Annotated in this window: 23 protein-coding genes; 14 read left to right on the top strand and 9 right to left on the bottom strand. The window is 63.6% G+C overall.

The window, feature by feature from the left end; translation table 11 throughout:
- Nucleotides 1-13: 13 nt before the first annotated feature.
- From AC07VH_RS09705 to AC07VH_RS09660, 10 genes are all read left to right on the top strand, one after another.
- Nucleotides 14-1,513 (top strand): NADH-quinone oxidoreductase subunit M, encoded by a 1,500-nt coding sequence (locus AC07VH_RS09705; protein ID WP_489630317.1) that lies wholly within the window; start codon nt 14-16, stop codon nt 1,511-1,513.
- Nucleotides 1,514-1,529: 16 nt separating this feature from the next.
- Nucleotides 1,530-3,032, top strand: coding sequence for an NADH-quinone oxidoreductase subunit NuoN (gene nuoN, locus AC07VH_RS09700; RefSeq protein ID WP_475415379.1), 1,503 nt, complete (start codon nt 1,530-1,532; stop codon nt 3,030-3,032).
- Nucleotides 3,033-3,035: 3 nt separating this feature from the next.
- Entirely contained in the window at nt 3,036-3,365 is a 330-nt protein-coding gene (locus AC07VH_RS09695; protein ID WP_494787339.1) for a DUF2818 family protein, read from the top strand.
- A gap of 59 nt (nt 3,366-3,424) precedes the next feature.
- Entirely contained in the window at nt 3,425-3,997 is a 573-nt protein-coding gene (locus AC07VH_RS09690) for an NUDIX domain-containing protein (RefSeq protein ID WP_489630318.1), read from the top strand.
- Nucleotides 3,998-4,005: 8 nt separating this feature from the next.
- Nucleotides 4,006-4,701, top strand: a complete 696-nt coding sequence (locus tag AC07VH_RS09685; protein WP_494787338.1) for a hypothetical protein — start codon at nt 4,006-4,008, stop codon at nt 4,699-4,701.
- 12 nt (nt 4,702-4,713) lie between these two features.
- Entirely contained in the window at nt 4,714-5,427 is a 714-nt protein-coding gene (ispD, locus tag AC07VH_RS09680; RefSeq protein ID WP_494787337.1) for a 2-C-methyl-D-erythritol 4-phosphate cytidylyltransferase, read from the top strand.
- A gap of 17 nt (nt 5,428-5,444) precedes the next feature.
- Nucleotides 5,445-5,945, top strand: a complete 501-nt coding sequence (gene ispF / locus AC07VH_RS09675) for a 2-C-methyl-D-erythritol 2,4-cyclodiphosphate synthase (RefSeq protein WP_494787336.1) — start codon at nt 5,445-5,447, stop codon at nt 5,943-5,945.
- A gap of 211 nt (nt 5,946-6,156) precedes the next feature.
- Nucleotides 6,157-8,127, top strand: a complete 1,971-nt coding sequence (locus tag AC07VH_RS09670; RefSeq protein WP_494787335.1) for a PKD domain-containing protein — start codon at nt 6,157-6,159, stop codon at nt 8,125-8,127.
- Nucleotides 8,128-8,242: 115 nt separating this feature from the next.
- Nucleotides 8,243-9,418 (top strand): PQQ-dependent sugar dehydrogenase, encoded by a 1,176-nt coding sequence (locus AC07VH_RS09665; RefSeq protein ID WP_494787334.1) that lies wholly within the window; start codon nt 8,243-8,245, stop codon nt 9,416-9,418.
- 57 nt (nt 9,419-9,475) lie between these two features.
- Nucleotides 9,476-9,778: a hypothetical protein gene (locus tag AC07VH_RS09660; RefSeq protein ID WP_489630323.1), complete on the top strand. Its 303-nt coding sequence runs from the start codon at nt 9,476-9,478 to the stop codon at nt 9,776-9,778.
- Nucleotides 9,779-9,788: 10 nt separating this feature from the next.
- On the opposite strand, the gene AC07VH_RS09655 is transcribed toward AC07VH_RS09660, so the two are convergent.
- On the bottom strand, nt 9,789-11,003 hold the full coding sequence (locus AC07VH_RS09655) for an MFS transporter (protein WP_494787333.1): 1,215 nt from the start codon (nt 11,001-11,003) through the stop codon (nt 9,789-9,791).
- Nucleotides 11,004-11,093: 90 nt separating this feature from the next.
- On the opposite strand from AC07VH_RS09655, the gene AC07VH_RS09650 reads away from it, so the two are divergent.
- The gene (locus AC07VH_RS09650) at nt 11,094-11,714 is read left to right on the top strand and encodes a TetR/AcrR family transcriptional regulator (RefSeq protein WP_070224096.1); all 621 of its coding nucleotides are present in this window, start codon (nt 11,094-11,096) and stop codon (nt 11,712-11,714) included.
- An 8-nt stretch (nt 11,715-11,722) separates the two neighbouring features.
- On the opposite strand, the gene AC07VH_RS09645 is transcribed toward AC07VH_RS09650, so the two are convergent.
- Nucleotides 11,723-12,061, bottom strand: a complete 339-nt coding sequence (locus AC07VH_RS09645) for an MmcQ/YjbR family DNA-binding protein (RefSeq protein ID WP_475415370.1) — start codon at nt 12,059-12,061, stop codon at nt 11,723-11,725.
- Nucleotides 12,062-12,576: 515 nt separating this feature from the next.
- On the opposite strand from AC07VH_RS09645, the gene AC07VH_RS09640 reads away from it, so the two are divergent.
- The gene (locus AC07VH_RS09640; RefSeq protein ID WP_494787332.1) at nt 12,577-13,233 is read left to right on the top strand and encodes a CCXG family PEP-CTERM protein; all 657 of its coding nucleotides are present in this window, start codon (nt 12,577-12,579) and stop codon (nt 13,231-13,233) included.
- A gap of 92 nt (nt 13,234-13,325) precedes the next feature.
- Here AC07VH_RS09640 and AC07VH_RS09635 read toward each other — a convergent pair whose 3' ends face one another.
- The 6 genes from AC07VH_RS09635 to AC07VH_RS09610 all read right to left on the bottom strand — a co-directional run bounded on the left by AC07VH_RS09635 (nt 13,326) and on the right by AC07VH_RS09610 (nt 20,181).
- The gene (locus AC07VH_RS09635) at nt 13,326-14,306 is read right to left on the bottom strand and encodes an FHA domain-containing protein (RefSeq protein WP_494787331.1); all 981 of its coding nucleotides are present in this window, start codon (nt 14,304-14,306) and stop codon (nt 13,326-13,328) included.
- Nucleotides 14,303-15,694 (bottom strand): S1 family peptidase, encoded by a 1,392-nt coding sequence (locus tag AC07VH_RS09630; RefSeq protein WP_494787330.1) that lies wholly within the window; start codon nt 15,692-15,694, stop codon nt 14,303-14,305. Before AC07VH_RS09630 ends, AC07VH_RS09635 begins: the two co-directional genes overlap by 4 nt.
- 96 nt (nt 15,695-15,790) lie before the next feature.
- The gene (gene ribA, locus AC07VH_RS09625) at nt 15,791-16,444 is read right to left on the bottom strand and encodes a GTP cyclohydrolase II (RefSeq protein ID WP_475415366.1); all 654 of its coding nucleotides are present in this window, start codon (nt 16,442-16,444) and stop codon (nt 15,791-15,793) included.
- 221 nt (nt 16,445-16,665) lie between these two features.
- Nucleotides 16,666-18,909, bottom strand: a complete 2,244-nt coding sequence (locus AC07VH_RS09620; RefSeq protein ID WP_494787329.1) for a PhoX family protein — start codon at nt 18,907-18,909, stop codon at nt 16,666-16,668.
- Nucleotides 18,910-19,065: 156 nt separating this feature from the next.
- Complete coding sequence (locus AC07VH_RS09615; protein WP_494787328.1) at nt 19,066-19,452, bottom strand: DoxX family protein; 387 nt, start codon at nt 19,450-19,452, stop codon at nt 19,066-19,068.
- A 27-nt stretch (nt 19,453-19,479) separates the two neighbouring features.
- Nucleotides 19,480-20,181: a pirin family protein gene (locus AC07VH_RS09610; RefSeq protein WP_489630329.1), complete on the bottom strand. Its 702-nt coding sequence runs from the start codon at nt 20,179-20,181 to the stop codon at nt 19,480-19,482.
- 166 nt (nt 20,182-20,347) lie between these two features.
- On the opposite strand from AC07VH_RS09610, the gene AC07VH_RS09605 reads away from it, so the two are divergent.
- Both AC07VH_RS09605 and AC07VH_RS09600 read left to right on the top strand, forming a co-directional pair.
- Nucleotides 20,348-21,274, top strand: coding sequence for a LysR family transcriptional regulator (locus AC07VH_RS09605; RefSeq protein WP_475415363.1), 927 nt, complete (start codon nt 20,348-20,350; stop codon nt 21,272-21,274).
- A 153-nt stretch (nt 21,275-21,427) separates the two neighbouring features.
- Nucleotides 21,428-23,584 (top strand): putative bifunctional diguanylate cyclase/phosphodiesterase, encoded by a 2,157-nt coding sequence (locus AC07VH_RS09600; protein WP_475415362.1) that lies wholly within the window; start codon nt 21,428-21,430, stop codon nt 23,582-23,584.
- A gap of 8 nt (nt 23,585-23,592) precedes the next feature.
- On the opposite strand, the gene AC07VH_RS09595 is transcribed toward AC07VH_RS09600, so the two are convergent.
- Nucleotides 23,593-24,126 (bottom strand): DUF4256 domain-containing protein, encoded by a 534-nt coding sequence (locus AC07VH_RS09595; protein ID WP_494787327.1) that lies wholly within the window; start codon nt 24,124-24,126, stop codon nt 23,593-23,595.
- Between the last annotated feature and the right edge of the window lie 5 nt (nt 24,127-24,131).

Raw genomic sequence — 24,131 nt, 5'->3', positions numbered from 1 at the left:
AATACTGAGAACCATGATGCAGTCTACGATTTCTACACTACCTCCTTACCTGAGTCTGTCGATCTGGGTGCCGATCATTTGCGGCGTCCTGATCCTGGCTCTCGGCCGTGACAGCAAAGCGGGCTTTACCCGCTGGCTGTCGCTGGCTGGCGCCGTGCTCAGCATGCTGTGCACCTTGCCGCTGATCCAGCATTTCGACAACGCCGCGCACGGCATGCAATTCGTCGAAAAAGCACCGTGGATTGAAACCTTCAATATCTGGTACTCGCTGGGTATCGACGGCCTGTCGCTGTGGTTCGTGCCGCTGACAGCCTTCATCACGGTCATCGTCGTCATTTCCGCTTGGCAAGTGATCGAGAAGCGCATCGCCCAGTACATGGGCTCCTTCCTGATCCTGTCGGGCCTGATGATCGGCGTGTTCTGCGCGCTGGACGGCTTGCTGTTCTACTTCTTCTTTGAAGCAACCCTGATCCCGATGTTCATCATCATCGGTATCTGGGGCGGTTCGAACCGCGTGTACGCGTCGTTCAAGTTTTTCCTGTATACCTTCTTCGGTTCGCTGCTGACCCTGGTTGCCATCATTTACCTGCGCAATGTGTCGGGCACCTTCGACATCCTGGCCTGGCACGCGTTCAAGCTGACGATGAACGAACAGATCTTCATCTTCCTGGCCTTCCTGATGGCGTTTGCCGTCAAGGTGCCGATGTTCCCCGTGCATACGTGGTTGCCGGACGTCCACGTGGAAGCGCCGACGGGCGGTTCCGCCGTGCTGGCCGCCATCATGCTGAAACTGGGCGCCTACGGCTTCCTGCGTTTTTCGCTGCCGATCACGCCGGACGCCAGCCACTACCTGTCGGGCTTCATGATCACCCTGTCGCTGATCGCCGTCATCTACATCGGTCTGGTTGCCCTGGTGCAAACCGACATGAAAAAACTGGTCGCCTATTCGTCGATCGCGCACATGGGTTTCGTCACCCTGGGCTTCTTCATGTTCAACGACATTTCGGTGCAGGGCGGTATCGTGCAGATGGTCTCGCACGGCTTCATCTCCGGCGCGATGTTCCTGTGCATCGGCGTACTGTATGACCGCATGCATACCCGCAACATCGCCGACTACGGCGGCGTCGTGAACCGCATGCCGAAATTTGCCGCCTTCTTCGTGCTGTTCTCGATGGCCAACTGCGGTCTGCCAGCCACGTCCGGCTTCGTCGGCGAGTTCATGGTGATCCTGGGCGCGGTGAAATACAACTTCTGGATCGGCCTGCTGGCTGCGACGGCACTGATCTGGGGCGCGGCGTACTCGCTGTGGATGGCCAAGCGCGTGGTGTTCGGCAAGATCAAGAACAAGCACGTGGCCGAATTGACCGACATCAACAAACGTGAATTCTTCATGCTTGCTGTGCTGGCCATCGCCGTGCTCGTGATGGGTCTGTACCCAGCCCCGTTCACCGACACGATGCAAACTTCGGTTGCCGACCTGCTGCAGCATGTCGCCATCAGCAAGTTGCCTTAAATAGAAGACCGATAACATGACTAATGCACCTAATCTGGTACCGCTGTACGCGGAAATCTTTCTGCTGATCGCCACGTCGGCGCTCTTGCTGATCGATATGTTCTTGCCTGCGGCGAAGCGTTCGATCACCTATGCGCTGTCCTTGCTGACCCTGGCCGGCTGCGCCTTGCTGACCGTGGGCGACTTCAACGCGGGCACCACCGTCTACACGTTCCACAACATGTTCGTGTCGGACCCGATGTCGCAGCTGCTGAAACTGTTCTCGTACGGCGCCGTGGCGCTGACCCTGATCTACTCGCGTGCCTATGCCACCGACCGCAGCATGCTGTCGGGTAACCTGGGCGGCGAGTTCTACGTGCTGGCCCTGTTTGCACTGCTGGGCCAGATGATCATGATCTCGGCCAACAACTTCCTGATCATCTACCTGGGTCTGGAACTGATGTCGCTGTCGCTGTACGCGCTGATCGCTCTGCGCCGCGACAATGCCAAGGCCACGGAAGCGGCCATGAAATACTTCATCCTGGGCGCGCTGGCTTCCGGTTTCATGTTGTACGGTATCTCGATGCTGTACGGCGCCTCCGGCACGCTGGACCTGGGCGAACTGCGCGTGGCGCTGGAAAACGGCAAGACCAATGGCACCATCATGGTCTTCGGCCTGGTGTTCCTGGTTGCCGGCCTGGCCTTCAAACTGGGCGTCGTGCCATTCCACATGTGGGTGCCTGACGTGTATCAAGGTTCGCCGACGGCCGTGACCCTGCTGCTGGGCGCGGCGCCGAAATTGGCCGCGTTCGCCATCACCCTGCGCTTGCTGGCCGAAGGCTTGCTGCCGATGGCACATGACTGGCAGCAGATGCTGCTGGTGCTGGCCGTGATGTCGCTGGCCATCGGTAACTTCACCGCCATCGCGCAAACCAATTTGAAGCGCATGTTGGCGTACTCGACCATCGCGCAAATGGGCTTCGTGCTGCTGGGCTTGCTGTCCGGCACCGTCGATGCGCCGAACAACACGCTGAACGCGGCCGGCGCAGCCACCGCCTACGGCGCCTCGATGTACTACGTCATCACCTATGTGTTCACCACCCTGGGTACCTTTGGCGTGATCATGTTGTTGGCACGTAATGGTTTCGAAGCAGATGAACTGGCCGACTTCAAGGGCCTGGGCAAGCGCAGCCCGATCTTCGCGCTGGTGATGACCCTGTTCATGTTCTCGCTGGCCGGCGTGCCGCCGCTGATGGGCTTCATGGCCAAGTACTCGGTGCTCGCTTCCGTGCTGGCCACGGGCCAGCTGTGGCTGACCATCGCCGCCGTGCTGTTCTCGCTGATCGGCGCCTTCTACTACCTGCGCGTCGTCAAGATGATGTGGTTCGACGAGCCGAGCGACAGCAATGCGCTGGTCGTGCATGGCGACATGCGCGTCGTGCTGGCCCTGAACGGCGTGTTCGTCCTGGCCCTCGGTGTGATGCCTAACAGCATCCTGGCTGCCTGCGCGACCGCCATCACCAAGACCCTGGCGTCCTGACCGATGGATGTCACCGCTTCGAGCTGGCTGGTGATCGCCCTGGGCATCCTGGGCGCGAACCTGCCTTTCCTGAACGAGAAACTGTTTGCCGCCGTGCCGCTGAAAAAGGCGGCGCAGGCAGACGGGGGCAAAGGCTGGCGCAAGCCGCTGGCGCTGCGCCTGCTGGAGATTGTGATTCTGTACTTCATCGTCGGCGCCGCGGCGTTCGCGCTCGAAGCGCGCATCGGCAACGGTTTCCCGCAGACGTGGGAGTTCTACGCCATCACGGGATGCCTGTTCCTGGTGCTGGCTTTCCCAGGTTTCGTGACTCGTTATCTGCGTAAACGCCGCTAGGCACCATCCTCCGAAAGCGGCGCCTCTGGCGCCGTTTTTTATTGAACATAAGGAAATGTATGGATACCCAAGCCACTGATACGCAATTGATTGAAACCAAGGTCGACGGCGAGCTCGTCTACCAGGGCGGCTTCCTGCGCGTGCAGCGCGACCGCGTTGCACTGCCGGATGGTAAGATCACGGCGCGCGAATTCGTTTTGCATCCGGGCGCCGTCGTGATCCTGCCGCTGCTCGACGACGGCACGGTGCTGATGGAACGCCAGTACCGCTATCCGCTGGACCGGGTCTTCATTGAATTTCCGGCCGGCAAGATCGACGCGGGCGAGTCCCACCTGGCCTGTGCCCAGCGCGAATTGCTGGAAGAGACGGGCTACACGGCGACCGACTGGCAATTCGTTTCCACCATTCACAACGCCATCGCCTATTCCGATGAGCACCTGGAACTGTTTTTGGCGCGTGGACTCGTGGCGGGCGAACGCCAACTCGATGAAGGCGAATTCCTGGAGACGTTTACGGCCACCGTGCCGCAGCTGCTCGACTGGGTCAGGGATGGCACGATCACGGACGTGAAAACCGTCATCGGCATCTTTTGGCTCGACAAGATCACCAGCGGCGCCTGGCAAGCGGCCTGATTCCCCACATGCGCGCGGCTCTCTTCCTGCTGCTGGCGTCGGCCTGCCTGGACACGCTGGCGGCAGCGCGCACGCCGTTCCAGGTGCGCTGCGAAGACACGATCAGCAAGACGGTGTCCGTGCTGACGGCGCAGCAGAACGGCTACAGCATCGATACGCATCTGCCGTACAAGGCGCTGACGGTGATGAAGGGCACGGCGCGCGCGAATACCTGGGTGCTGGGCCTGACGAAGACGGATTCGCGCGTGGCCATCGCCCTGGCCGGTCCCATGCTGCAAGACCCGGCCAGCGGCTATGAATGCGTGGCGCCGCAGATTACCGTGAGCCTGACGTATGCGCCCGTGGTGATCTACATCGGCCGCGAATTTGCGCCCGGCACGTGCGCGTATGATGAGATACTCGCGCACGAGCTGCGGCACATGAAAACCTATATGGAACACTTGCCGCGCGTGGAAAAGACCGTGCGCGCCGCGCTGGCCAAACGCTTCGAGGCGCGGCCCCTGTACGCGCCCAGCGGCACGGCCAAGGCGGCGCTGGCGCGCGAGATCGATACGGGCTGGTTGCCGTATATCAAGGCAGAAATGCGCAAGGTGGAAACCTTGCAGGCCGCCATTGATTCTCCGCAAGAATATGCGCGCCTGGGCAAGGCGTGCAAGGGAGAAATCCAGAACATCCTGGCGGGCAAGGCAACGCCCGCCAACTAGACAAGGAATGGCATGACAGCAGCACCGAATAGCGTCCGTTACTTTGCCCTGATCCCCGCCGCCGGCGTGGGCGCGCGCATGGCAGCGGGCAGTCCCAAGCAATATTTACAGATCGCCGGCAAGCCCATGCTGCGCCACGCGCTCGACGCCTTTCTCGCCAGCCCCCTGATCGCGCACACCTATGTCGTCGTGAGCGCGGACGATGGCGTGATCGACACGGTCGTGCCGGAGCAAGGGGCAGGGGGGGGCATATCGGTGCTGCGCTGCGGCGGCGCCACGCGCATGGAAACGATATTGAACGCCCTGCAAGCCTTGCACGGCTGCATCGATGCCCATGACCAGGTGCTGGTGCACGATGCGGCCCGTCCCGGCCTGACGCCGGCGCTGATCGCAAAACTGATCGCAGAAGTGGGCGCCCACCCGGCCGGCGGCTTGCTGGCCTTGCCCGTGGTCGATACCGTCAAGCGGGCCGGGCCGGGCAGCCTGTCGGCGCAGACGGTGCCGCGCGACGGCCTGTGGCTGGCGCAGACGCCGCAAATGTTCCGCTATGCCTTGCTGCACCGGGCATTAACTGAAGCGCCCGACCCGCAAGCGATCACGGACGACGCCAGCGCCGTCGAAGCGCTGGGCCTGGCGCCGAAACTGATTGAGGGCCACCCGCGCAACCTGAAGGTGACCCTGCCGCGCGACATCCATACGGCCGAGCTGTATTTGGCCCATCCTTGAATTCCAGAGAGACCCGCATGCACACAACGACACCCGACCTCCCTTTCCGCATCGGCCAGGGCTATGACTGCCACGCGCTGGTGGAAAACCGCGACCTGATCATCGGCGGTGTGAAGATTCCCCATCACCTGGGCCTGCTGGGCCATTCCGACGCCGACGTGCTGCTGCACGCGATCACGGACGCCATCTTCGGTGCCGCCGCCCTGGGCGACATCGGCCGCCATTTCCCCGACACGGACGCGCAGTTCAAGGGCGCCGATTCGCGCACCCTGCTGCGCGAAGCCGTGCGCCGCGTGCAGGCGACGGGCTATGTGGTCGGCAATATCGACGCCACCATCATCGCCCAGCGCCCGAAGATGGCGCCGCACATCGCCGCCATGTGCGCGAACGTGGCCGCAGACCTCGGTGTGACCGTGGGCCAGGTCAATATCAAGGCCAAGACGAATGAAAAGCTGGGCTACCTGGGCCGCGAAGAGGGCATTGCGGCCGAAGCCGTGGCTTTGCTGCTGCGCGCTTGAGCTAACCCTGCCGTACCTTTTTAATGATTCTTGAAAATTAATATTTCCAAAGTGGAATTTAGTGAAAATTTAACGTTATTGTCATGATAATATTTGTCCGCTTTTTCGGACGCGACAAGACGTCACTTTATAACCACGGGAAATATTGAGAGAACGGAATCATATGCGTAGTCGTATGCAGGGACCAGCAGTGCGCTGTTTGATAGCGGGTATGTTGGCCATGGCCATGTTGGCCGGATGTGGCGGCGGTGGCGGCGGCAGTGACAGTACGCCGCCGCCCGTAGCGGCCGTGCCGCAGCCTGCCATCCTGTTTGCCGGTGCCGTGTCGGCGGCGGCAGAAGGCGCCGATGCTGTCGGCAGCATGGGCGGGCAGATTGAACTCGATGCCGGCAGCAGCAAGGATAGCGACGGCGGGACGCTGAGTTTTGCCTGGAGTCTGGTCTCCAAGCCTGCCGGCAGCGGCCTGAACATGGGTGCTGTCGCGACCCCCAAAATGAACTTCCAGCCCGACGCCCTGGGCACGTATATCTTCAAGCTGCGCGTGACGAATAGCAAGGGCGGCTTTGCGGAAAAGAACGCCACCGTGCTGGTGAATAACCGGGTGCCGAATGCGGTGGTGGTGGTCAATGCGACGTTTACGGCGCAGCCGCTCGTGAAGGATGCCGTGAGCGTCTCGGCAGGTTCCGGCATCGTCCTCGATGCCACCGGCAGCACCGACGCGGACGGCGACAAGGTGACCACAACGTGGGAGCTGATCCAGAAGCCGGCCGGTAGCAGCGCCACGCTGTTTGTCGCGGGGCAAACCGCGCGTTTCGCCCCAGATGTAGTTGGTCTGTATAAAGTGCGCGCCCGCGGCGCGGACGGCAAGGGCGCGTATGCCGAAACGGTGTACCAGTTCGATGCCAACAACAGCATGCCGACGGGCGTGATCCAGGGCACGGTGGCCGTGGTCAGCCGCAGCAACCAGACCGTGCCCGTTGGCCAGCCGGTGGTGACCAGCGGCATCCTGAGCTATGACGAGGGTGGCGCGCAATTGACCTATGCCTGGGCGGTCGACAGCCGGCCTGCCGCTTCTGTTGCCGTGCTGGGCGCAGCAGCGACTGCCATACCATCGTTCACGCCGGACGTGGCCGGCGCTTATGTGCTGTCCTTGACGGTCAGTAATGGCCGGCAAACGGCGGTGGCCTACCTGAAGTTCAATGCCGTTATCGCATCCTATAGTGTCGTGGCCTTGCCTTTCACGCCGCAGGATGTGCGCTACAGCAAGGGACTCGATCGCCTGGTCATGATCAGCACCGATCCTGACGCCGTGAAAATCACCAACCCGGTTGATGGCGTCACTACCAGCATCAGTCTGCCAACCGCGGTCAAGTCGTTTAATCTGAGTCCGGACGGTAAGCTGGCCGCGGTATTGCATGAAGGCGTGGTCAGCCTGGTTGATCTGGTGGCAGGGCAACTGCTGCGCTCTACAGGCACAGACGGTACGCAGACGGAGGTATTCACGACCAATGATGGCATCGTTTTTCTGATGGGCCAATCTGTCGGCACGTCGTCGCGAGCGGCCATTACTGTGCTCAATGGGCGTACCGGCCAGGTCCTGCCTGGACTTGATTATGCCAACGGCTTCTATGGGACGCTGCGTGGCGTTTTTGCGGTATCCAAGAACAAGGCATTTGTAGCGCAGGGATATTCATCCGCTATCTCGTATTTCTCCATAGACCCGCAAAGCAACGCGATTCAGGCCAGTGCCTATGCCTATGTCGACTACCCGGCGGTGGCCCCGCTGTTCTTGTCGCCCAAGGAAGATCTGCTGTTTACGGCGGCTGGCACGTACTTCAGTACCGACACGCTGAAATATGTCGGCCGCTTTATCCTCAGTTCGGCTGGTAACACTGTGCTGTCAATGAGTCACTCGCCCGTGAAGGCGGAAGCGCTGCTCATGGAAACATCGTACAGCTATATGTATCCGGTTGGCGATGTGACCTACCAAGCAAGCTACAAGCGTTTCAGTGGCGAGTTGTTGTTCCCTGATGGTAGCGTCACCTTGCCCGTCATTGGCGGCGAACAAAGTTATGGCATCGGCATCTTCCATACGGCCGCTGGCGAGCCTGTGGCGCTGGTGCAGACCGGTGGCGCACAGAAAAACACGCCGCGCGTCAAGTACCATCTGATCTATCGTTGATAGTCGCTGTCAGGCGGCGCGCCCGCCTGGCAATCTGTGCTATTTTTAGAAGGCGGCGCGATGGCACAGACCATCCCGGCCGCCTTTTTTCATAGCCGACACAGGAGAATCCCGGATGCCAACCATCAAGCGCACATACCTTGCCACCGCACTGCTGCTGGGAGCCTTCGCCGCTTGCGCCGTGCCCGCCCACGCCGAACTGCAAGCCACGGGCGAGCCGCCCGCCGCCAGACAGGGCTGGAAAGCCGAGACCGTCGCGCAGGGCGTGCGCCAGCCGTGGGGCATCGCCTGGCTGGGCGAGGGGCGCGCGCTGGTGACCAGCAAGCAGGGGACACTGCATCTGCTCAATGGCAAGACTTTTACCGACGTGGCGCTGGAAGGCATGCCGGCCGTCTTCACGGGCGGGCAGGGCGGCTTGCTCGACATCGTGCTGCATCCGCAGGATGCGGGCAAGGCCCGGCAGCGCGTCTACATGACGGTGTCGACGGGCACGAATGACGCCAACCGCACGACCCTCGTGCGCGGCGTGTTCGACGGCAGGAAGGTGACGGGCATCCAGACCCTGTTCAAGGTCGCCACCGACAAGAGCGGCGGCCAGCATTTCGGTTCGCGCCTGCTGTGGCTGCCGGATGGCACTTTGCTGATGAGCGTGGCCGACGGCGGCAATCCGCCGCTGCGCATCGGTGACCGCCTGGCGCGCGAGCAGGCGCAGAATCTGGCCACGCACCAGGGCTCCATCCTGCGCCTGACGCAAGACGGCAAACCGGCGCCCGGCAATCCCTTGGCCGCCAAGGGCGCCTTGCCGGAAATCTGGTCGTACGGCCACCGCAACGTGCAGGGCCTGGCGCTCGACCCCGTGTCCGGCCGCGTGTGGGCTACGGAACACGGCCCGTACGGCGGCGACGAGCTGAACCTGGTGGTGGCGGGCGGCAACTACGGCTGGCCGTTGCAAAGCTATGGTGCCGACTATACGACGCATGAGCCCGTCGGCAAGCATGAGGTGCCCGGCATGCTCAATCCCAGCGTGGCCTGGGTGCCGTCGCCTGCTCCGTCGGGCCTGGCCGTCTATACGGGCGACAAGATCGCCGCCTGGCGGGGCAGCATCTTCAGCGGCGGCCTGGCGGCCAAGGACATCCGCCGCATCGCCGTCGATGCGAACGGCAAGGTGACGGCGCAGGACCGCTTGGCCATCGGCGCGCGCGTGCGCGACGTGCGCCAAGGGCCGGACGGCTACCTGTATGCGCTGACGGACGAAGACAACGGCCGCCTGCTGCGCATCGTGCCGCAGTAATACGCCAGGCGCCATCTTCGCTTAAGATGGCGCCTTTATTTCATTCAAGGTGGCGGCATGGCCCGTGATACTTATGCATACCGGCATGTTGCCGTCGAATCCCGCGCCATTGATGGCCGCGTGGAAATCCGCCCCGTGCCGGGCCAGGCCTTTTCGCCCGAGCTGGCGGTGCAGTGCTCGCGCCGCCTGTCGGACCTGCAGCGTTATCCGCTGGGCAGCCGCTTCTTGTTGTTCGCCAAGCTGACGGACCGCCTGGGCGGCACGCCCTTCCTGTATGCGTATCACGGCGATGCGGACGTGCCCATGACGCCGGCCGAAGTGACGAAATTCCTCGGCGAATTCCGCCGCGGCCGCATCTGAAGGCCCGCTCCTACGACGCTGGGCACGCCGCGCCGGCCTTGGCGCCGGCCTGCGGCTTGCCGAAGAGCGCGATCGTCAAGGCGCAGCCGAGGGCGAACAGGCCGCCCACCACCATCGCGCTGGACACGCCCAGCCGGTCGACGGCCATGCCGCCGAGCAAGGCGCCCGACGCCAGCGATACTTGCACAATCGCAACGAACAGCGCGCTGCTGCCTTCCATCAAGTGGGGCGCCGCCTTGAACATCCACGTCTGCACGGCGATCGGCATGGCGCCGAAACCGAAGCCCCAGACGGCCACCAGCAGCATGGCCGTCACGGAATGGCTGCCGAACGCGGCCAGGGCCAAGGTGGACAGGCCCAGCACGGCGCCCGTCGCCATCAGCGCGGCCCGTTCGTAGCGCCCGGCGGCCCAGCCGCCCACGAGGTTGCCGATGAAGCCGGAAGCGCCGTACACGAGCAGCATGGCGCTGACCGTGCCGGCCGCCAGATGCGAGATCTGCGTGAGGAAGGGGGCGATATACGTGTAGGCGGCGAACTGGCCCGTGAAGAGCATGGCCGTGGCGATCAGGCCCAGCCTGGCCTTGCGGATGCCGAAAATCATCGGCAACTGGCGCAGGCGGATGGCCTGCGTCGGCGGCAGCCTGGGCAGCAGCAACAGCTGGCCGATGAAGACCAGCACGGCAATGGCGCTGGCCGCGCCGAAAGCCACGCGCCAACCCACCAGCTCGCCCACCAGCGCGCCGGCCGGCACGCCCGCCACCGTGCCCAGCGAGACGCCGGCGAAGATGATGGACATGGCGCGCGACGCATGCTGCGGTGCCACCAGGCGCGGGCCGATGGCGCTGCCGATGGCCCAGAAACCGCCCACGCCCACGCCCAGCATGGCGCGGCCCAGCAGTATCGCCCCATACGAGGGCGCCAGCGCCACCAGCAGGTTCGAGGCGACGAGCAGGGCGGTAAGGGCCAGCAGCACGATGCGGCGGTCCAGCCGGCCCGAGCCGACGGTGACGAAGATGGCGGCAAAGGCGGCAACGATGCCGGGCGTGGTGATCATCAGCCCCGCCTGGCCCTTGCTGATGACCAGTTCGGCGGCCATCGCGGGCAGCAGGCCGACGGGCAGGAATTCGGAAGTGACGAGGGCAAAGGCGCCGATGCCGACCGATAAGACGGCCAGCCACGGCGCCACGGTGGTATCGTCGGCAGAGGTGTTGGAAGGTGTGTGCATAGGGTTCCTGAAAAGCCGGGAGGTTTTTAACCGGTCGGTATATAATCAGGGCAGGCAGTCAGTGTTGTCAATAATTTTTTACCGAACGGTATGAAACAAGATAAAAAAGAGGAAGTCGTCAAGGCGAAAACGGGGCGGCCACGCACCTTCGACGCGGACGAGGCGCTCGATTGCGCCATGAAGGTGTTCTGGGAAAAGGGCTATGAGGGCAGTTCGCTGCCGGAATTGACGAAAGCCATGGGCATGAACCGGCCCAGCCTGTATGCCGTCTTCGGCAACAAGGAGCAATTGTTCCACAAGGCGCTCGAGCGCTACAGCGATACGCGCATGCGGTTTTTCGATGCGGCGCTGGAACAGCCGACGGCGCGCCAGGTGGTGGAAGCCCTGCTGACGCAGTATGTCGACGCGCAAACCATGCCGGACGGCCCGCACGGCTGCATGGGCGTCAATGCGGCGCTCGCCTGCAGCGACGATGCCTTGCCGATCCGCGATGAATTGTTCGCGCGCCGGCTGCGCGGCGAGATCAAGTTGCGCGACCGCTTGCGGCGCGCCAAGGAAGAGGGGGATTTGCCGCCCGATTCCTGCCCGGAGCAGCAGGCGCGCTTTGTCGTGACCCTGTCGCAGGGTATGGCCATCCAGGCGGCGGCGGGCGTCTCGCGGGAACAGTTGCAGCAGATGGTGGGTTTGCTGCTGCGCAATTGGCCGATGTAGCAGGCGCCTTACCCGGCCTGGTCGATGGTCTTGGCCAGGTCGCTGGGCGCCTTGCGGCGCCAGGCGGCCGTCAGGGCGGCGGCCAGCATGTCCAGCTCGGCGTCCGCCAGGCATACCGTGATGCCGGCCAGGCGTTCGCCCCACCAGAGTTTCTCGCAGCCGGAGGGCGTGATGACGGTGGCGATATGCGCCGCTTCCGCATCGAGCAGCACGTTGATGTGCTCGTCATCGGGCAGGGTGGCGAAGATCTTCCCGCCCACGCGGAAGGCTGGACGGTCGTGGTGTTCTTCCTCGGTCGTGTCGGGAAACGACAGTGCCAGATAGCGTAGTTCTTCCAGGTCGACCATTCCTCTTTCCCCCTCATCGGACAGATAGCAGCGTGACTACATTTTGCCATGCTGTTTCGCCCCGTGGTGCAGCGGCATGCGAAAAGAAATGCGCGCGATGCGACAGTGCCGGCCTGGTCTGTGGTACCGCCGCGACACGCCGCGCACCGCAGATGGCCGTCGCGCCGGAGTGGAACACGCCTTTTTTTTGCCTCCGGAAGAGTGCTTGCCAGAAAAATATCTTTCATGATTAAAAGAAAAATACTTTTCTTCTAGGGAATTTACGCTAGAATAGTTTCAACGTCTTGCCTGACCCGTCAACTGTCTGGCCTTGTCCCGGGAACCCGAACCCTTTCCAGGACGCTTGCGGTGCCGCCATGGCACGCTGCAAGTCCGCGCTGTTACGCGGAAGTTCACGCCCCCGACCGCTCATTCCCGCAATCCCCAGCGCTTTGCCGACACGCCTCAATGCAGCGTGTATTCAGCTCCAGCGCTCCTTGCTGCGCCCACTGAATACTTACTTACTGGATACCATCATGAAAAACTTGCCTAAAATCGCTCTGTCCCTGATCGCCGTCGGTGTGTTTGCCCACGCGAACGCCAGCACCATCACCGTTTCCACCGGCTACTCGGACGCTGGCGCGCAAAGCTCCGCCGCCGCCTATGAGTCCGTGGTGAATGCCGCCGTGGCCACGCCAGGCGCCGGTTATGGCTCGACGACGATTGCCAGCTACGATAACTTCAACAACAGCGGCCTGTTCGGCAGTGGCTCGAACATCGCCTTCAAATCCGTCATCAACTTTGGCGTCAGCTCGGCCGACGCGGGCGCCTGGAGCTTCCGCAGCGGCGTCGATTTCGGCAAGGGCGGCGCCCTGTTCCTCGACGGTGTGGCGCTGGACTTCAAGAGCAACGACATGTGGTGGGCAGGCAACTACGACAATGGCAGCCAGTTCTTCAGCGGTTCGAGCATCCTGGCGGCCGGCAACCATACCTTGAGCATCTATGGCCTGGAAGACTGCTGCGATGGCGGCCAGCAAGCGCAGTTCAAGGCGGGTAACAATAATTTCGTCAGCTTTGGCGCCAACGATGGCTTGATCTCGGCCGTTCCTGAGCCGACCACCTACGCCATGCTGCTGATCGGCCTGGGCTTGCTGGGCTTTACGGCGCGCCGCAAGCAGGAAGCCAAGTTCTAAGTTTGTATCGCCGATCTCGCCGCGCCTGATGGCGCGCGATAAAAAGCCCGCCGGTCTGTCAGGACACGGCGGGCTTTTTGCATGCTGGCGCGTTAATCGCCGCTGTCTTCGTCTTCGTCGGCGCCCTTGGCCGCCTTGCCCCGTTCGGCATCGACGGCGCGCTGCAGGCTGGCCGCATCGCGGAAGAAGGCGTCCGTCGTGTGATCCGGGCTCAGGCGCAAGGCCGGCGGGTAGAGCGCCGACATGTACGCCTCGTCGGCCAGGCGGCCGCTGATCTGCAGGTTGCTCAGCAGGATCAGGCTCGAGCCAAGGATGGCCAGCACCACGGCGACGAGGCCGAAGCGGCGCGGATGCTGCGGCTTGATCGTGCGCAAATGGTAGTAGATCATGGCGCAGACGATGACGATGAACATATGCCGTCCGTAGCGCGTCAGCGCTTCGAGCGAGAGCGCATACGCCGCCACGTTGCTTGCCAGTTCCCACACTTCCATGGCCAGCAAGCCGCAGCCGATGATGAACAGGTGGCGGCCGAAGCGCGCCATATGGCCGAACAGGCGGTTCGCCACGGCCCAGATGGAAGCCCAGACGAGGCCGCCACCGAGCGCATACGCGATGACCATCAGGTAGGAAATCGGGTCGAAGGCGTCCGCATCACTTAACCAGTTGCTGAAGGCGGCCGAGGCGCCGATCATGGCCAGGCCGGCGACGGCGGGGCGCAAGCCTTCCCAGTCGTGCCTGGTCGTGTCGCTCAGTTCGGGCGCCACCGGATGGTCGCTGGCGCGCACGCGCAGGCGCGTGTGGCCCAGGCGCACGATGCTGTTGCCGTTCAGGGACACTTGCGGTTGCCGCTGTCCCCGGTGGATCACGCCATTCTGGCTGCCCAGGTCGCGCAGCAGCAGGCCGCCTGCGCCATCGTCCTCGACAATGGCGTGCTCGGCCGCCGTATGCGCGTCGTCGAGGATGAAGTCGTTGTCATAGCCGCGCCCGATGCGGATCGGCAGGGATTCAATGCGCTGGCGCTGCCGCACTTCGCCATTTTCGGCGAGGATTTCGATGTAATAGGGATGCTTCATGGCTTGCGGCTGCTTTCCCGCGACAGCGCTTCGAGGAAGGTGCGCGTGACGCGCAAGCCGTTGGCGTAGGACACGCCGCGCGCGTCGATGCGGCTTTGCAGGCTCATGAGCGGCTCATCGGTACTGGCCGCCAGCAGGGCAAAGTCGTACAGTCCCGTAAATTTGCGGTAGGCGCGCACGCACAGGACGGCGCGCAGGGGCAGGGTGGTGTTCTTGACGAACTGTTCGGTGCAATGGGGGCCCGTCAGGTGCGCGCTCTTGTAGCTGCCGAAACTTTCATTCTTGAACGAGGCGCTGGCCAGCTCGGAAAAGCGCAGCGCGCCCAGTTCGCTGCTGCGCAGAAATTCGTGGCGCATCGACACTTGCCCCGTCTGCAGGGCGCCGGAAATGAAGATGGCCGACTCCATGGCGCAGCTGGTGTTGTCGAGCATGTAGGGCTTGTCGGACTTGACGTTGGAGCGGCCCCAGCAGCGCATCTGGTCGGACTCGCGCACGGGCACGCGGTAGGGGCCCATGGTTTTCAGGCTCAACGGTGTGTCGAGCAGGCGCGCCAGCATGACGTCCTGGTGCGCCAGCAACTGCGCCGTCACCAGCGGCTTGAAGTCCTTCGGCGGCTTGCCTTGCAGGGCGACCTTGGCCAGCAATTGCTGCGCATAGCGGGCCGGCACGAGGAAACTGACGAGTTCGCCGTCGAGGCGTTTCGACACGTTCACGCCCGCGACGTCGCCATTCGCGGTGACGCTGGGGCCGCCGCTCATGCCGGAATTGATCGGTCCCGTAAACATCAGCTGGTCGTAGAAGCTGCGCGTGACGACGCCGTTATACGAGCCTTCCGAAATGGCGAAGCCCAGGTCCAGCGGGTTGCCCATCGAATACAGGTACTGGCCCTGCGTCAGCGGTGCCAGCGTCTCCGGCATCTTGAAGAAGCCCGTGCCGTGGCGGTTCACGCGCAGCACGGCCAGGTCGTGCAGCACGTCAACGGCCAGCAACTCCACATTGCCGCGCTGGCCGCTGGTGTCGACCCATTCGCCCACATAGGTGTCGGGGTCGAGCGCGAATTGCGACACCACGTGATAGTTGCTCACCACCAGGTCGCCCGTGCCGATCAAAAAGCCCGAGCCGACCGACGATTGCGTGCGGCCGTTTTTCAGCAGCACGCGCACTTGCAAAATATCGGCGCGCGCGGCCGTGTAGAGTTTTTGCGCGGCGGACGAGGGTGGCGGCAGGGCCGCGTGTTCGGTGGCCGCGGGCGCGGCGGTGGCCGGCGGCGGTTTTACGGGGGGAGTCGAAGCGGTGGTGGCCGCGGCTGGCGCCGGTGGCGGGGCCGCGTGGGCGCCTGCGGCAGCGCACAGGCTGGCCAGCAAGCAGGCGAGGTTAGATAATTTCATGCATCCTTTGTGCGTGAGCAGCAGCGAAGCGGGCGCCCAGGCGGCGCGCCGCTGCACGCCGGCCCGGCAAGCCGGTGCGGCAAGCCGGTGCGGCAATTACAGGGCGCCGTCTTCCAGCGCCGGCGCCGTTTCCGGCGTCATCATGTGGCCCAGCTTGCTTTGCTTGGTATTCAGGTAGTGCTGGTTGAACGCGTTGCGGTTGACCAGCAGCGGCACCCGTTCGGCCACCGTGATGCCCAGCGCTTCCATGGCGGCGATCTTGCGCGGATTGTTTGTCATCAAACGCAGGCTGCGGATGCCGAATTGCGCAAACATCGGCTGGCACAAGGTGTAGTTGCGCGCGTCGGCCTTGAAGCCCAGCTGTTCATTCGCCTGCACCGTGTCGGCGCCCGCCTCTTGCAGGCGATAGGCGCGGATCTTGTTGATCAGGCCGATGCCGCGCCCTTCCTGGCGCAGGTACAGCAAGATGCCGCGGCCTTCCTCGGCGATGCGTTTCAAGGCGCCTTCGAGCTGGGCGCCGCAGTCGCAGCGCTGCGAAAACAGCACGTCGCCCGTCAGGCACTCGGAATGCACGCGCGCCAGCACCGGTTCGCCGTCGCCGATGTCGCCCAGCACCATGGCCAGGTGTTCCTTGCCCGTGGCGTGCTCGACAAAGGCGTGCAGGGTGAACTGGGCCCACGGCGTCGGCAGTGCGCAGGAAGTCGTGTAATCCAATTCGCCTGTCGCCAGGAGGTCTGCGCCGCTTTGCATGGTTGTGCTCATATAAGTAATTATCAAAAATAAAAGGCGCGCGACACCACTCCGGTGCCGGCGCGCCTTGCCATCATACCAAAAAGCCGGGAAACGTTTTTCCCCTGCTGCCATTCGGTTGTTGCAATGTCTGGTGATGAACCTTACTTAAGGGCACTTCCTCCTTTTACAAGGTCGATGGCCGGCTTTGCCTGGCGGATGCCGCCGCCAGGCACGGGACATCAGCTGCCGATGCGTCCGCCATCGTTCTTGGTGATCACGATGGTGGCCGAGCGGGGACGCTTGCCGGCGCCATAACCGGCGTTGGCGGGCCACTGGCTCGTGTATTTGGACGGATCGCCGATATTCGCCAGCGCGGTGTTTTCGCCCGGATGCTGGATGTTGATGAACATGGTCTTGCCGTCCGGCGTTTCGCTGATGCCCGTGATTTCCGAGCCGACCGGCCCCACCAGGAAGCGCTTGAGCGTGTCGGCCGTGGGTTTCTTGCCGATGAAGGTGTCGACGGCCAGGTTGCCGCCGGCCGCCGTGGCGTAGTTCAGGGTGGACTTGGCGCCGTCGCCCACCTTGCCGGGGATGGCGGCGAGCATCATGCAGTTGGTCACGTCCGTGTACGCGCCATCGTCCGTCTGGATCCAGCAGATGCCCGTGTAGGGGCTGAAGGCCAGGCCGTCCGGGCTCGAGAAGTCCTGGTCGGCCGTCAGGTTCGACAGGTTGATCTTGCTGGCGTCGGCGCCGCTCTCGGCGCCAAACAGGTAGACATCCCAGGTAAAGCTGGTGGCCGCGGCCGCGCCCGTGCCTTCCTTGAAGCGGATGATGTGGCCGTTCGGATTGCCGTTCTGCGCGCTGCTGCCCTTCATGTCCGTGTAGGCGCGCGGGTTGGCGCTGTCCGGCGCCAGCTGCGACGAGCCGCTCGGATTGACGGTGCGGTTCGAGTTGTTGGTCAGCGTGTAATAGATCTCGCCGTTGGCCGGGTTGACCGAGCACCATTCCGGGCGGTCCATCTTCGTCGCGCCCACGGCGTCGGCCGCCAGGCGGGCGTTGACCAGCACGTCGGCCAGGTCGGCGAACTTGTAGGCGCCGTACGCCTGGATCTGCGCGTTCGACATGGCCAGTTCGATCCACTGGCCGGTGCCGTCGGCCGCCAGCTTGGCCACGTACAGCTTGCCCGAATCGAGGTATTTGTCGCCGGTGGCGATGCGGTCGGCCGGGTTGGCGTCCGCGGCGGCCCAGACGGCGGCCGTGACGAATTTGTAGATGTATTCGTTGCGCGAATCGTCGCCCATGTAGACGGCCAGCTGCTGGCCCACGGCCGGCACGCTGAAGGCGGCGCTTTCGTGCGCGTAGCGGCCCAGCGCCGTGCGCTTGCGGATCGCCTTGGTCTTGTCGTACGGGTCCATCTCGACGATGTAGCCCATGCCGTTCAATTCATTGCGGTAGTCGTCGCTGCCGTTGGCCGATGCGCCGATCTTGCTCAGGTTCCAGCGCGCGTATTTGTCGTCGCTGCCGCCCGTTTCCCAGCCGTGGCGCGAGGCGCCGCCCTGGCTGCGGCCATAGCGGTTCAGCGACACGACGGACTTGTCGCCGCGCGCGGCGTTGTCGGTGGACGAGCGCGTGAAGTAGCCGGCCCAGTTTTCTTCGCCGGAGAGGTAGCTGCCCCATGGCGACTTGCCCGTGCCGCAGTTGTTGATGGTACCGCGCGTCTTGGTGCCGGTCGGCGAGTACTTGGTCACCACGAGGGCGTTGCCGCGCACGGGGCCGGCAAGCTCGATGTCCGTCAGCGGCGTGACGCGGCGGTTGAAGGCGGAATCGTTGACGGTGGCCCAGGCGCTGCCCGTCTTCCTGACTTCGACCACGCTCAGGCCGTGGACGGCCACTTCCTTGTCGACTTCGGCGGCGGGGCGCGGCAGCGTGGTGGTGCCGCCATTCACGTGCAGGAAGTGCGAGGACAGTTTTTCGTCCGTGGTCGCTTCGTGGTTCATCGCCAGCAAGCCCCGTTCGGCGCCGGACGCCAGCGGCGCGCCGGCGGCGGACAGGCCGTAGTATTCCATGCCGTCGTGGTGGTCGCCGGCGCGGTTGTCGAAATCCGTATCGCTGCCGTCGTTCTTGTAGGCTGGCGTCGCCGCGCGCAGCGAGTCGCCCAGCGCATACAGGGCGGTGGCCGTGTAGCCGGCCGGCACCGACACGACGTCGGCCAGGCTTTTCGGCACGGCCGTGAAGGCCAGCAGTTTTTCGGGCGTCGGCGTTGGCGTCGGCGTGACGGCCGCCGCATCGCTGCCGCCGCCACAGGCGGACAGGCCCATCGAACCCATGACGGCGGTAGCGGCCGTGACGGCGCTGCCGCGCAGCCAGTTGCGGCGGCTCAGGCGGGCGTTCAGGATGCTGTTGAAATGGTTGTCGTGGGACGCGTTGCTGTCGATGTCGTTCAGATCGGTGGCGCGGATGGCCAGATCGTTGGGCTTGTTCATGGGCTGCGATGTCCTGTGGTTGCGTGATTTAAGGGCAACCGCATGATAGTTGTTGAATGTGACAGCGCCATGTCAGCTTGATGACAAAATGGTGACAGGCCGCCGGCCGGGCGGACCCCGTACGTGACGGGCCCGTCCGGCCAGGCAACCTTGGCCTCACTTGGCCTGGCGAAAACCGCGCTCCACCAGCAAGAGCATGCCGCCGAAGATGGACAGGTTCTTCAGGAAGCTCGTCAACTGGTCCTGGAAGTGGGCCGCATCGGCGCTCCAGAAGGCGTGGAAGATCACGGTGGTGGGGAGCAGGAACAGCGCCAGGGCCAGCGCCGCCCAGCGCGCCTGCCAGCCCGTGATCAGCAGCAGGCCGCCGCCCACTTCCAGCACGATCACGCCCACCAGCAAGATATTGGCGATCGGCAAGCCCTGGCTGGCCATGTAGCCGGCCACGCCCGCAAAGCCGCCGATTTTCAGCAAGCCCGAAACAAAGAACAGCACGCCAAGGGCGGCACGGCCGAGGGGCAGCAATACGTTGGTTCTGTTTTCCATGATTTTCTCTTTCTTTGTATTTATTAATTATTTCGGTAAATCGAAGACCAGAAACTCTGCGTCCTCTGCTTGCGTGATGGTCACGGCCGCTTCCTGCGTCAATTTCAGCGCGTCGCCCGCCTTCAAGGGCGTGCCGTTGACGACCAGGCTGCCGCGGATCAGGTGCACGTAGGCGAGGCGGCCTTCGTCCAGCGCATGTTCGGCTTGCTCGCCTTCCTGCAGGATGCTGGCGTAGATGGCCGCATCCTGGTGGATCAGCACGGAACCCTGGCGGCCGTCGGAAGAGGCGATCAAGCGCAGCTTGCCCCGTTTGCTTTCCGGCGTGAAGTGTTTTTCTTCATAGCTGGGGGGAATGCCCGTCACGTTCGGCTGGATCCAGATCTGCAGGAAGTGCAAGCCATCCGTCGCCGAATGGTTGAATTCGCTGTGGCGCACGCCGCTGCCGGCGCTCATGCGCTGCACATCGCCGTAGTGCAGCACGGAACCGGTGCCCATGCTGTCCTTGTGCTCGAGCGCGCCGTCGAGCACATACGAAATGATTTCCATGTCGCGGTGGCCGTGCGTGCCGAAACCCTGGCCTGGCGTGACCCGGTCTTCATTGATCACCAGCAAGGGGCCAAAGCCCATGTGCAGCGGATCGTGGTAGCTGCCGAAGGAAAAGCTGTGGTGGGAATTGAGCCAGCCGTGGTTGGCGGCGCCGCGTTCTTCGCTATGACGAATCTGTAACATGGTGGACTCCGTTTCTAAAGGTTAATGTGCGATAATTTCGAAGGACCGTCGCCTGGCGCTATGCCCCGGCTTCTTTCTGCCCTTCGCTGTACGATGGAGAAAGTATAGGGCGCCCAGCCGAGAAAGAAAAACGGAAAATCTACCGAGCTATGATCGAAAAAATCGAATGTTAAGACTGAGCCTGGAAGCCCTGCAAATCGTCGACGCCATCGACCGCCGCGGATCGTTCTCGTCCGCCGGCAAGGAGCTGCATAAAGTCCCGTCCACCATTTCCTATACGGTGGCCAAGCTGGAAGACGACCTGGGCGTGCAGGTGTTCCAGCGCAATGGCCCGAAAGTCATGCTGACGGCGGCCGGCCAGGAATTGCTGAAAGAGGGCCGCTATCTGCTGAAGGCGGCGCAGGACCTCGAGCACCGCGTGCGCAGGGTGGCGTCCGGCTGGGAAACGGAATTGTCCATCGGTATCGATTCCATGTTTTCCGCCGTGGCCCTGGCCGATGACGTGCGCGCCTTTTACGATGTGGCGCAGCAGACGCGCCTGCGCCTGTCGCAAGACACCCTGTCGGGCACCTGGGAAGCGCTGCTGGACCGGCGCGCCGACTTGCTGGTGGGCGCGCCCGGCGACGGGCCGGCCGGCGGCGGCTATATCGCGCAGCCGATCGGCATGCTCGACTTCGTCTTTGCCGTGGCGCCCACGCATCCGCTGGCGCAGGTGCCGGAACCCTTGTCGCGCGGCCACCTGCAGCAGCACCGGGCCGTGGTGGTGGCCGATTCGGCGCGCCAGATGGCGCCGCGCACGGTGGGGCTGCTGCTGGGACAAGACGCCTTGAGCGTGCCCAACATGCAGGTCAAGTTCGATTACCAGGTGCTGGGGCTGGGTTTCGGCTTCCTGCCGGGACCATGCGCGCGCGCCGCCATCGCGCGCGGCTTGCTGGTGGAAAAGGCCGTGGAAGAACCGAAACCGTCGGAAACGTTTTACCTGGCCTGGCGCGTGGGCGAGGATGGCGCCGCGCTGCGCTGGTGGATGGCGCGCATGCGTGAACCGGATGTGTTTGCCCGCCTGGCGCAGCATCTGCCTGGCCATTCGGCGTAGGCCTTAAAATGTTGACATACGCCAACATTTTTAAGTTACCATATTCACAGTATTTCCGCCCGACCTCCACGCCCCACAGTGGGATTTTGATGATTACACACACCGCAGCGCCCCTGAAACGTTCCCCTGACCTGGCCCAAGCGTGGGGTTGCCATGCTTGAGGCGAAGGTCGCGCTGTGCCTGCGCCTGGCCCAGGATGCCCGTGAACAGGCGGGGCCGCAGCAGGCCGCCACCCTGGCGCGGCTGGAGGAAGAGCTGGAGCGGCTGCGCGGCGCCAGCCGGCCCGTGGTGCGCGTGGCGCCGGCCGACGCCTTGCTGGAAATCGATCCCGACGGCTTTTTGATCGGCTGGAACCATGGCGCCGAACAGATGTTCGGCTATTCCGAACTGGAAGCGCTGGGTCAGCACATCCTGTTCCTGTATCCGGAAGACGACGCGGAAGCGAGCGTGCTGGAGCTGCATTTCACCCAGGGCGACGTGGCCACCGATGTGCGCCGGCGCAAGAAGTCGGGCATGGTGACGTGGCTGCGCATGCACCGCCACGTGATCCACGACCAGGCGGGCAAGGGCTGCGGCATGGCCGTGCGCCTGTCGGCCATGAGCGAGCCGCTGTCCGACGTGGACAAGGTCAGGTTGCACGCACGCATCATTGAAGACAGTGAGCAAGCCGTGCTGATCACGGATGCGGAAGAGCGCATCGTCTCGATCAACAGCTCGTTTTCCCGCATCACCGGCTATTCGCCGGCCGAAGCCATCGGCCGCACGCCCGATCTGTTGCGCTCGGGCGTGCACGACCCCGATTTCCGCGCCAAGGTGCGCGCCGCCATGCGCGGACACGGTTCCTGGCGCGGCGAAATCATCGGCAAGCGCAAGAATGGCGAACTGTTCCCGCAAGACGTCACCATCAGCGTCGTGCGCGACGAGTATGGCGAAATCAGCCACGTGTTTTCCCTGTTTTCCGATATCTCGGTGCACAAGGATGCGGAAGCGCGCATGCAGCGCATGGCCAACTACGACAGCTTGACGGGCTTGCCCAACCGCTGCCTGCTGAACCAATTGGTCGACCAGGGCCTGGCCGAAGCGAAACGGCAAGGCACGCATGGCGCGCTGATGGTCATCGACATCAGCCGCATCGGTTCCATCAGCGATACCCTGGGCCATGAAGTGGGCGACCAGCTGGTGATCGCCATCGGCCAGCTGTTCCGCGGCGCCCTGCGCGACGCCGACATCCTGGCGCGCGTCGACAACAGCAAATTCGTCGTGGCCCTGCTGCACATCGAAAAGCGCGAACACGCGGCCAACGTGGCGCAAAAGCTGCTCAACCTGCTGGAAGCGCCGATCAATATCGATGCGCACGCGCTGCACGTGGGCGCCAGCATCGGCATCACCGTGTATCCGGAAGACGGCCTGGAAGCGCCGGCCCTGTTCCGCTTTGCCGACGTGGCCGTGTCCAAGGCGGGGCAGACCATCGAATCGACCTTTCTGTTTTACCGCGAAGACATGAACCGCAGGGCAAAGGAACATTTGCGCCTGGAAAGCGAAATGCGTTTGGCCCTGGGCGACAAGGAACTGGAATTGCATTACCAGCCGAAGGTGAGCCTGGCCAGCGGACGCATCGTGGGCGCGGAAGCCTTGCTGCGCTGGAAGCATCCGATGCGCGGCATGGTCTCGCCCGGCGTCTTCATCCCCGTCGCCGAGGAAACCAGTCTGATTCTGGAACTGGGCACCTGGGTGCTGGACGAGGCCTGCCGCCAGATCCGCAGCTGGGAAGACCGGGGCCTGCACATGCCGGCCATCGCCGTCAACCTGTCGGCGCGCCAGTTCGATGAACAGTTGCCGGCGCGCATAGCGGCCGTGCTCGAGCGCTACGGCGTGCGGCCCGACCAGATCATGCTGGAAATCACGGAAAGCCTCTTGATGCGCGGGGCCGACAAGGTGATCGACATCATGAACCAGCTGGTGGCCATGGGCCTGGCGCTGGCGCTGGACGACTTCGGCACCGGCTATTCCAGCCTGGCGTACCTGAAGAAATTTCCCATCAGCACCCTGAAAATCGACCGCTCCTTCGTCATCGGCTTGCCCTTCGAGGAAAACGATTGCGCCATCGCCCGTGCCATCGTCACCATGGCGCAGCAGCTGCGCCAGGAAATCGTTGCCGAAGGGGTGGAAACGGCCGAGCAGATGCGCTTCCTGCGCGAACTCGGCTGCGACCAGTTGCAAGGTTATCTGTTCAGCCCGGCCGTGCCGGCGGCGGAATTCGAAGTGATGCTGGGCGAGGGGCGGCAGTTGCGGCTGGAAGAGCTGGCCTGAGGGGCCGGTCAGACCCGCAGCAGTCCGCGAAAGCCCCGGCTCGCATAATACGATTCGGCGCCGTTGTGATACACGAAGACCTGGTCATAGCGGCGGTCGCAAAACAGGGCGCCGCCCAGCGCCCGGATGCTGTCCGGCGTCGCGATCCAGCTCGAGGTCTTGCGGTCGAACGGTTCCAGCTCCTGCAACTGCCGGTACTGCGCCTGCGTCAGCAAGGCGATGCCCATCGCCTGCGCCATGGCCATGGCGCTGCCGGTCGGCTTGTTGGCCTTGCGCGCGGCCAGGGCCGCCGCGTCGAAACACAGGCTGCGCCGGCCGATCGGGCTTTCTGCTGAACAATCGCAATACGTGACGGCGTCCGTCTCGCCGGCGTGCCCGATGACGTCCGGCTCGCCGCCCGTGTCTTCCATGTGCCGCAATACCGCCAGGCTGGCGGGAGCGGCGTTCAAGCGCGCCAGCACCTTCTCCCAGGTCCATCCCGGATGGCGGTGCATGTGCCGGCTGAAGCGGGTTTGCAAGGTGCGGATCAAGTCGTCATGCATAGCGC

The organism is Janthinobacterium sp. GW821-FHT03C10, from assembly GCF_059420865.1.
This window is presented reverse-complemented; position numbering and strand designations above follow the sequence as displayed.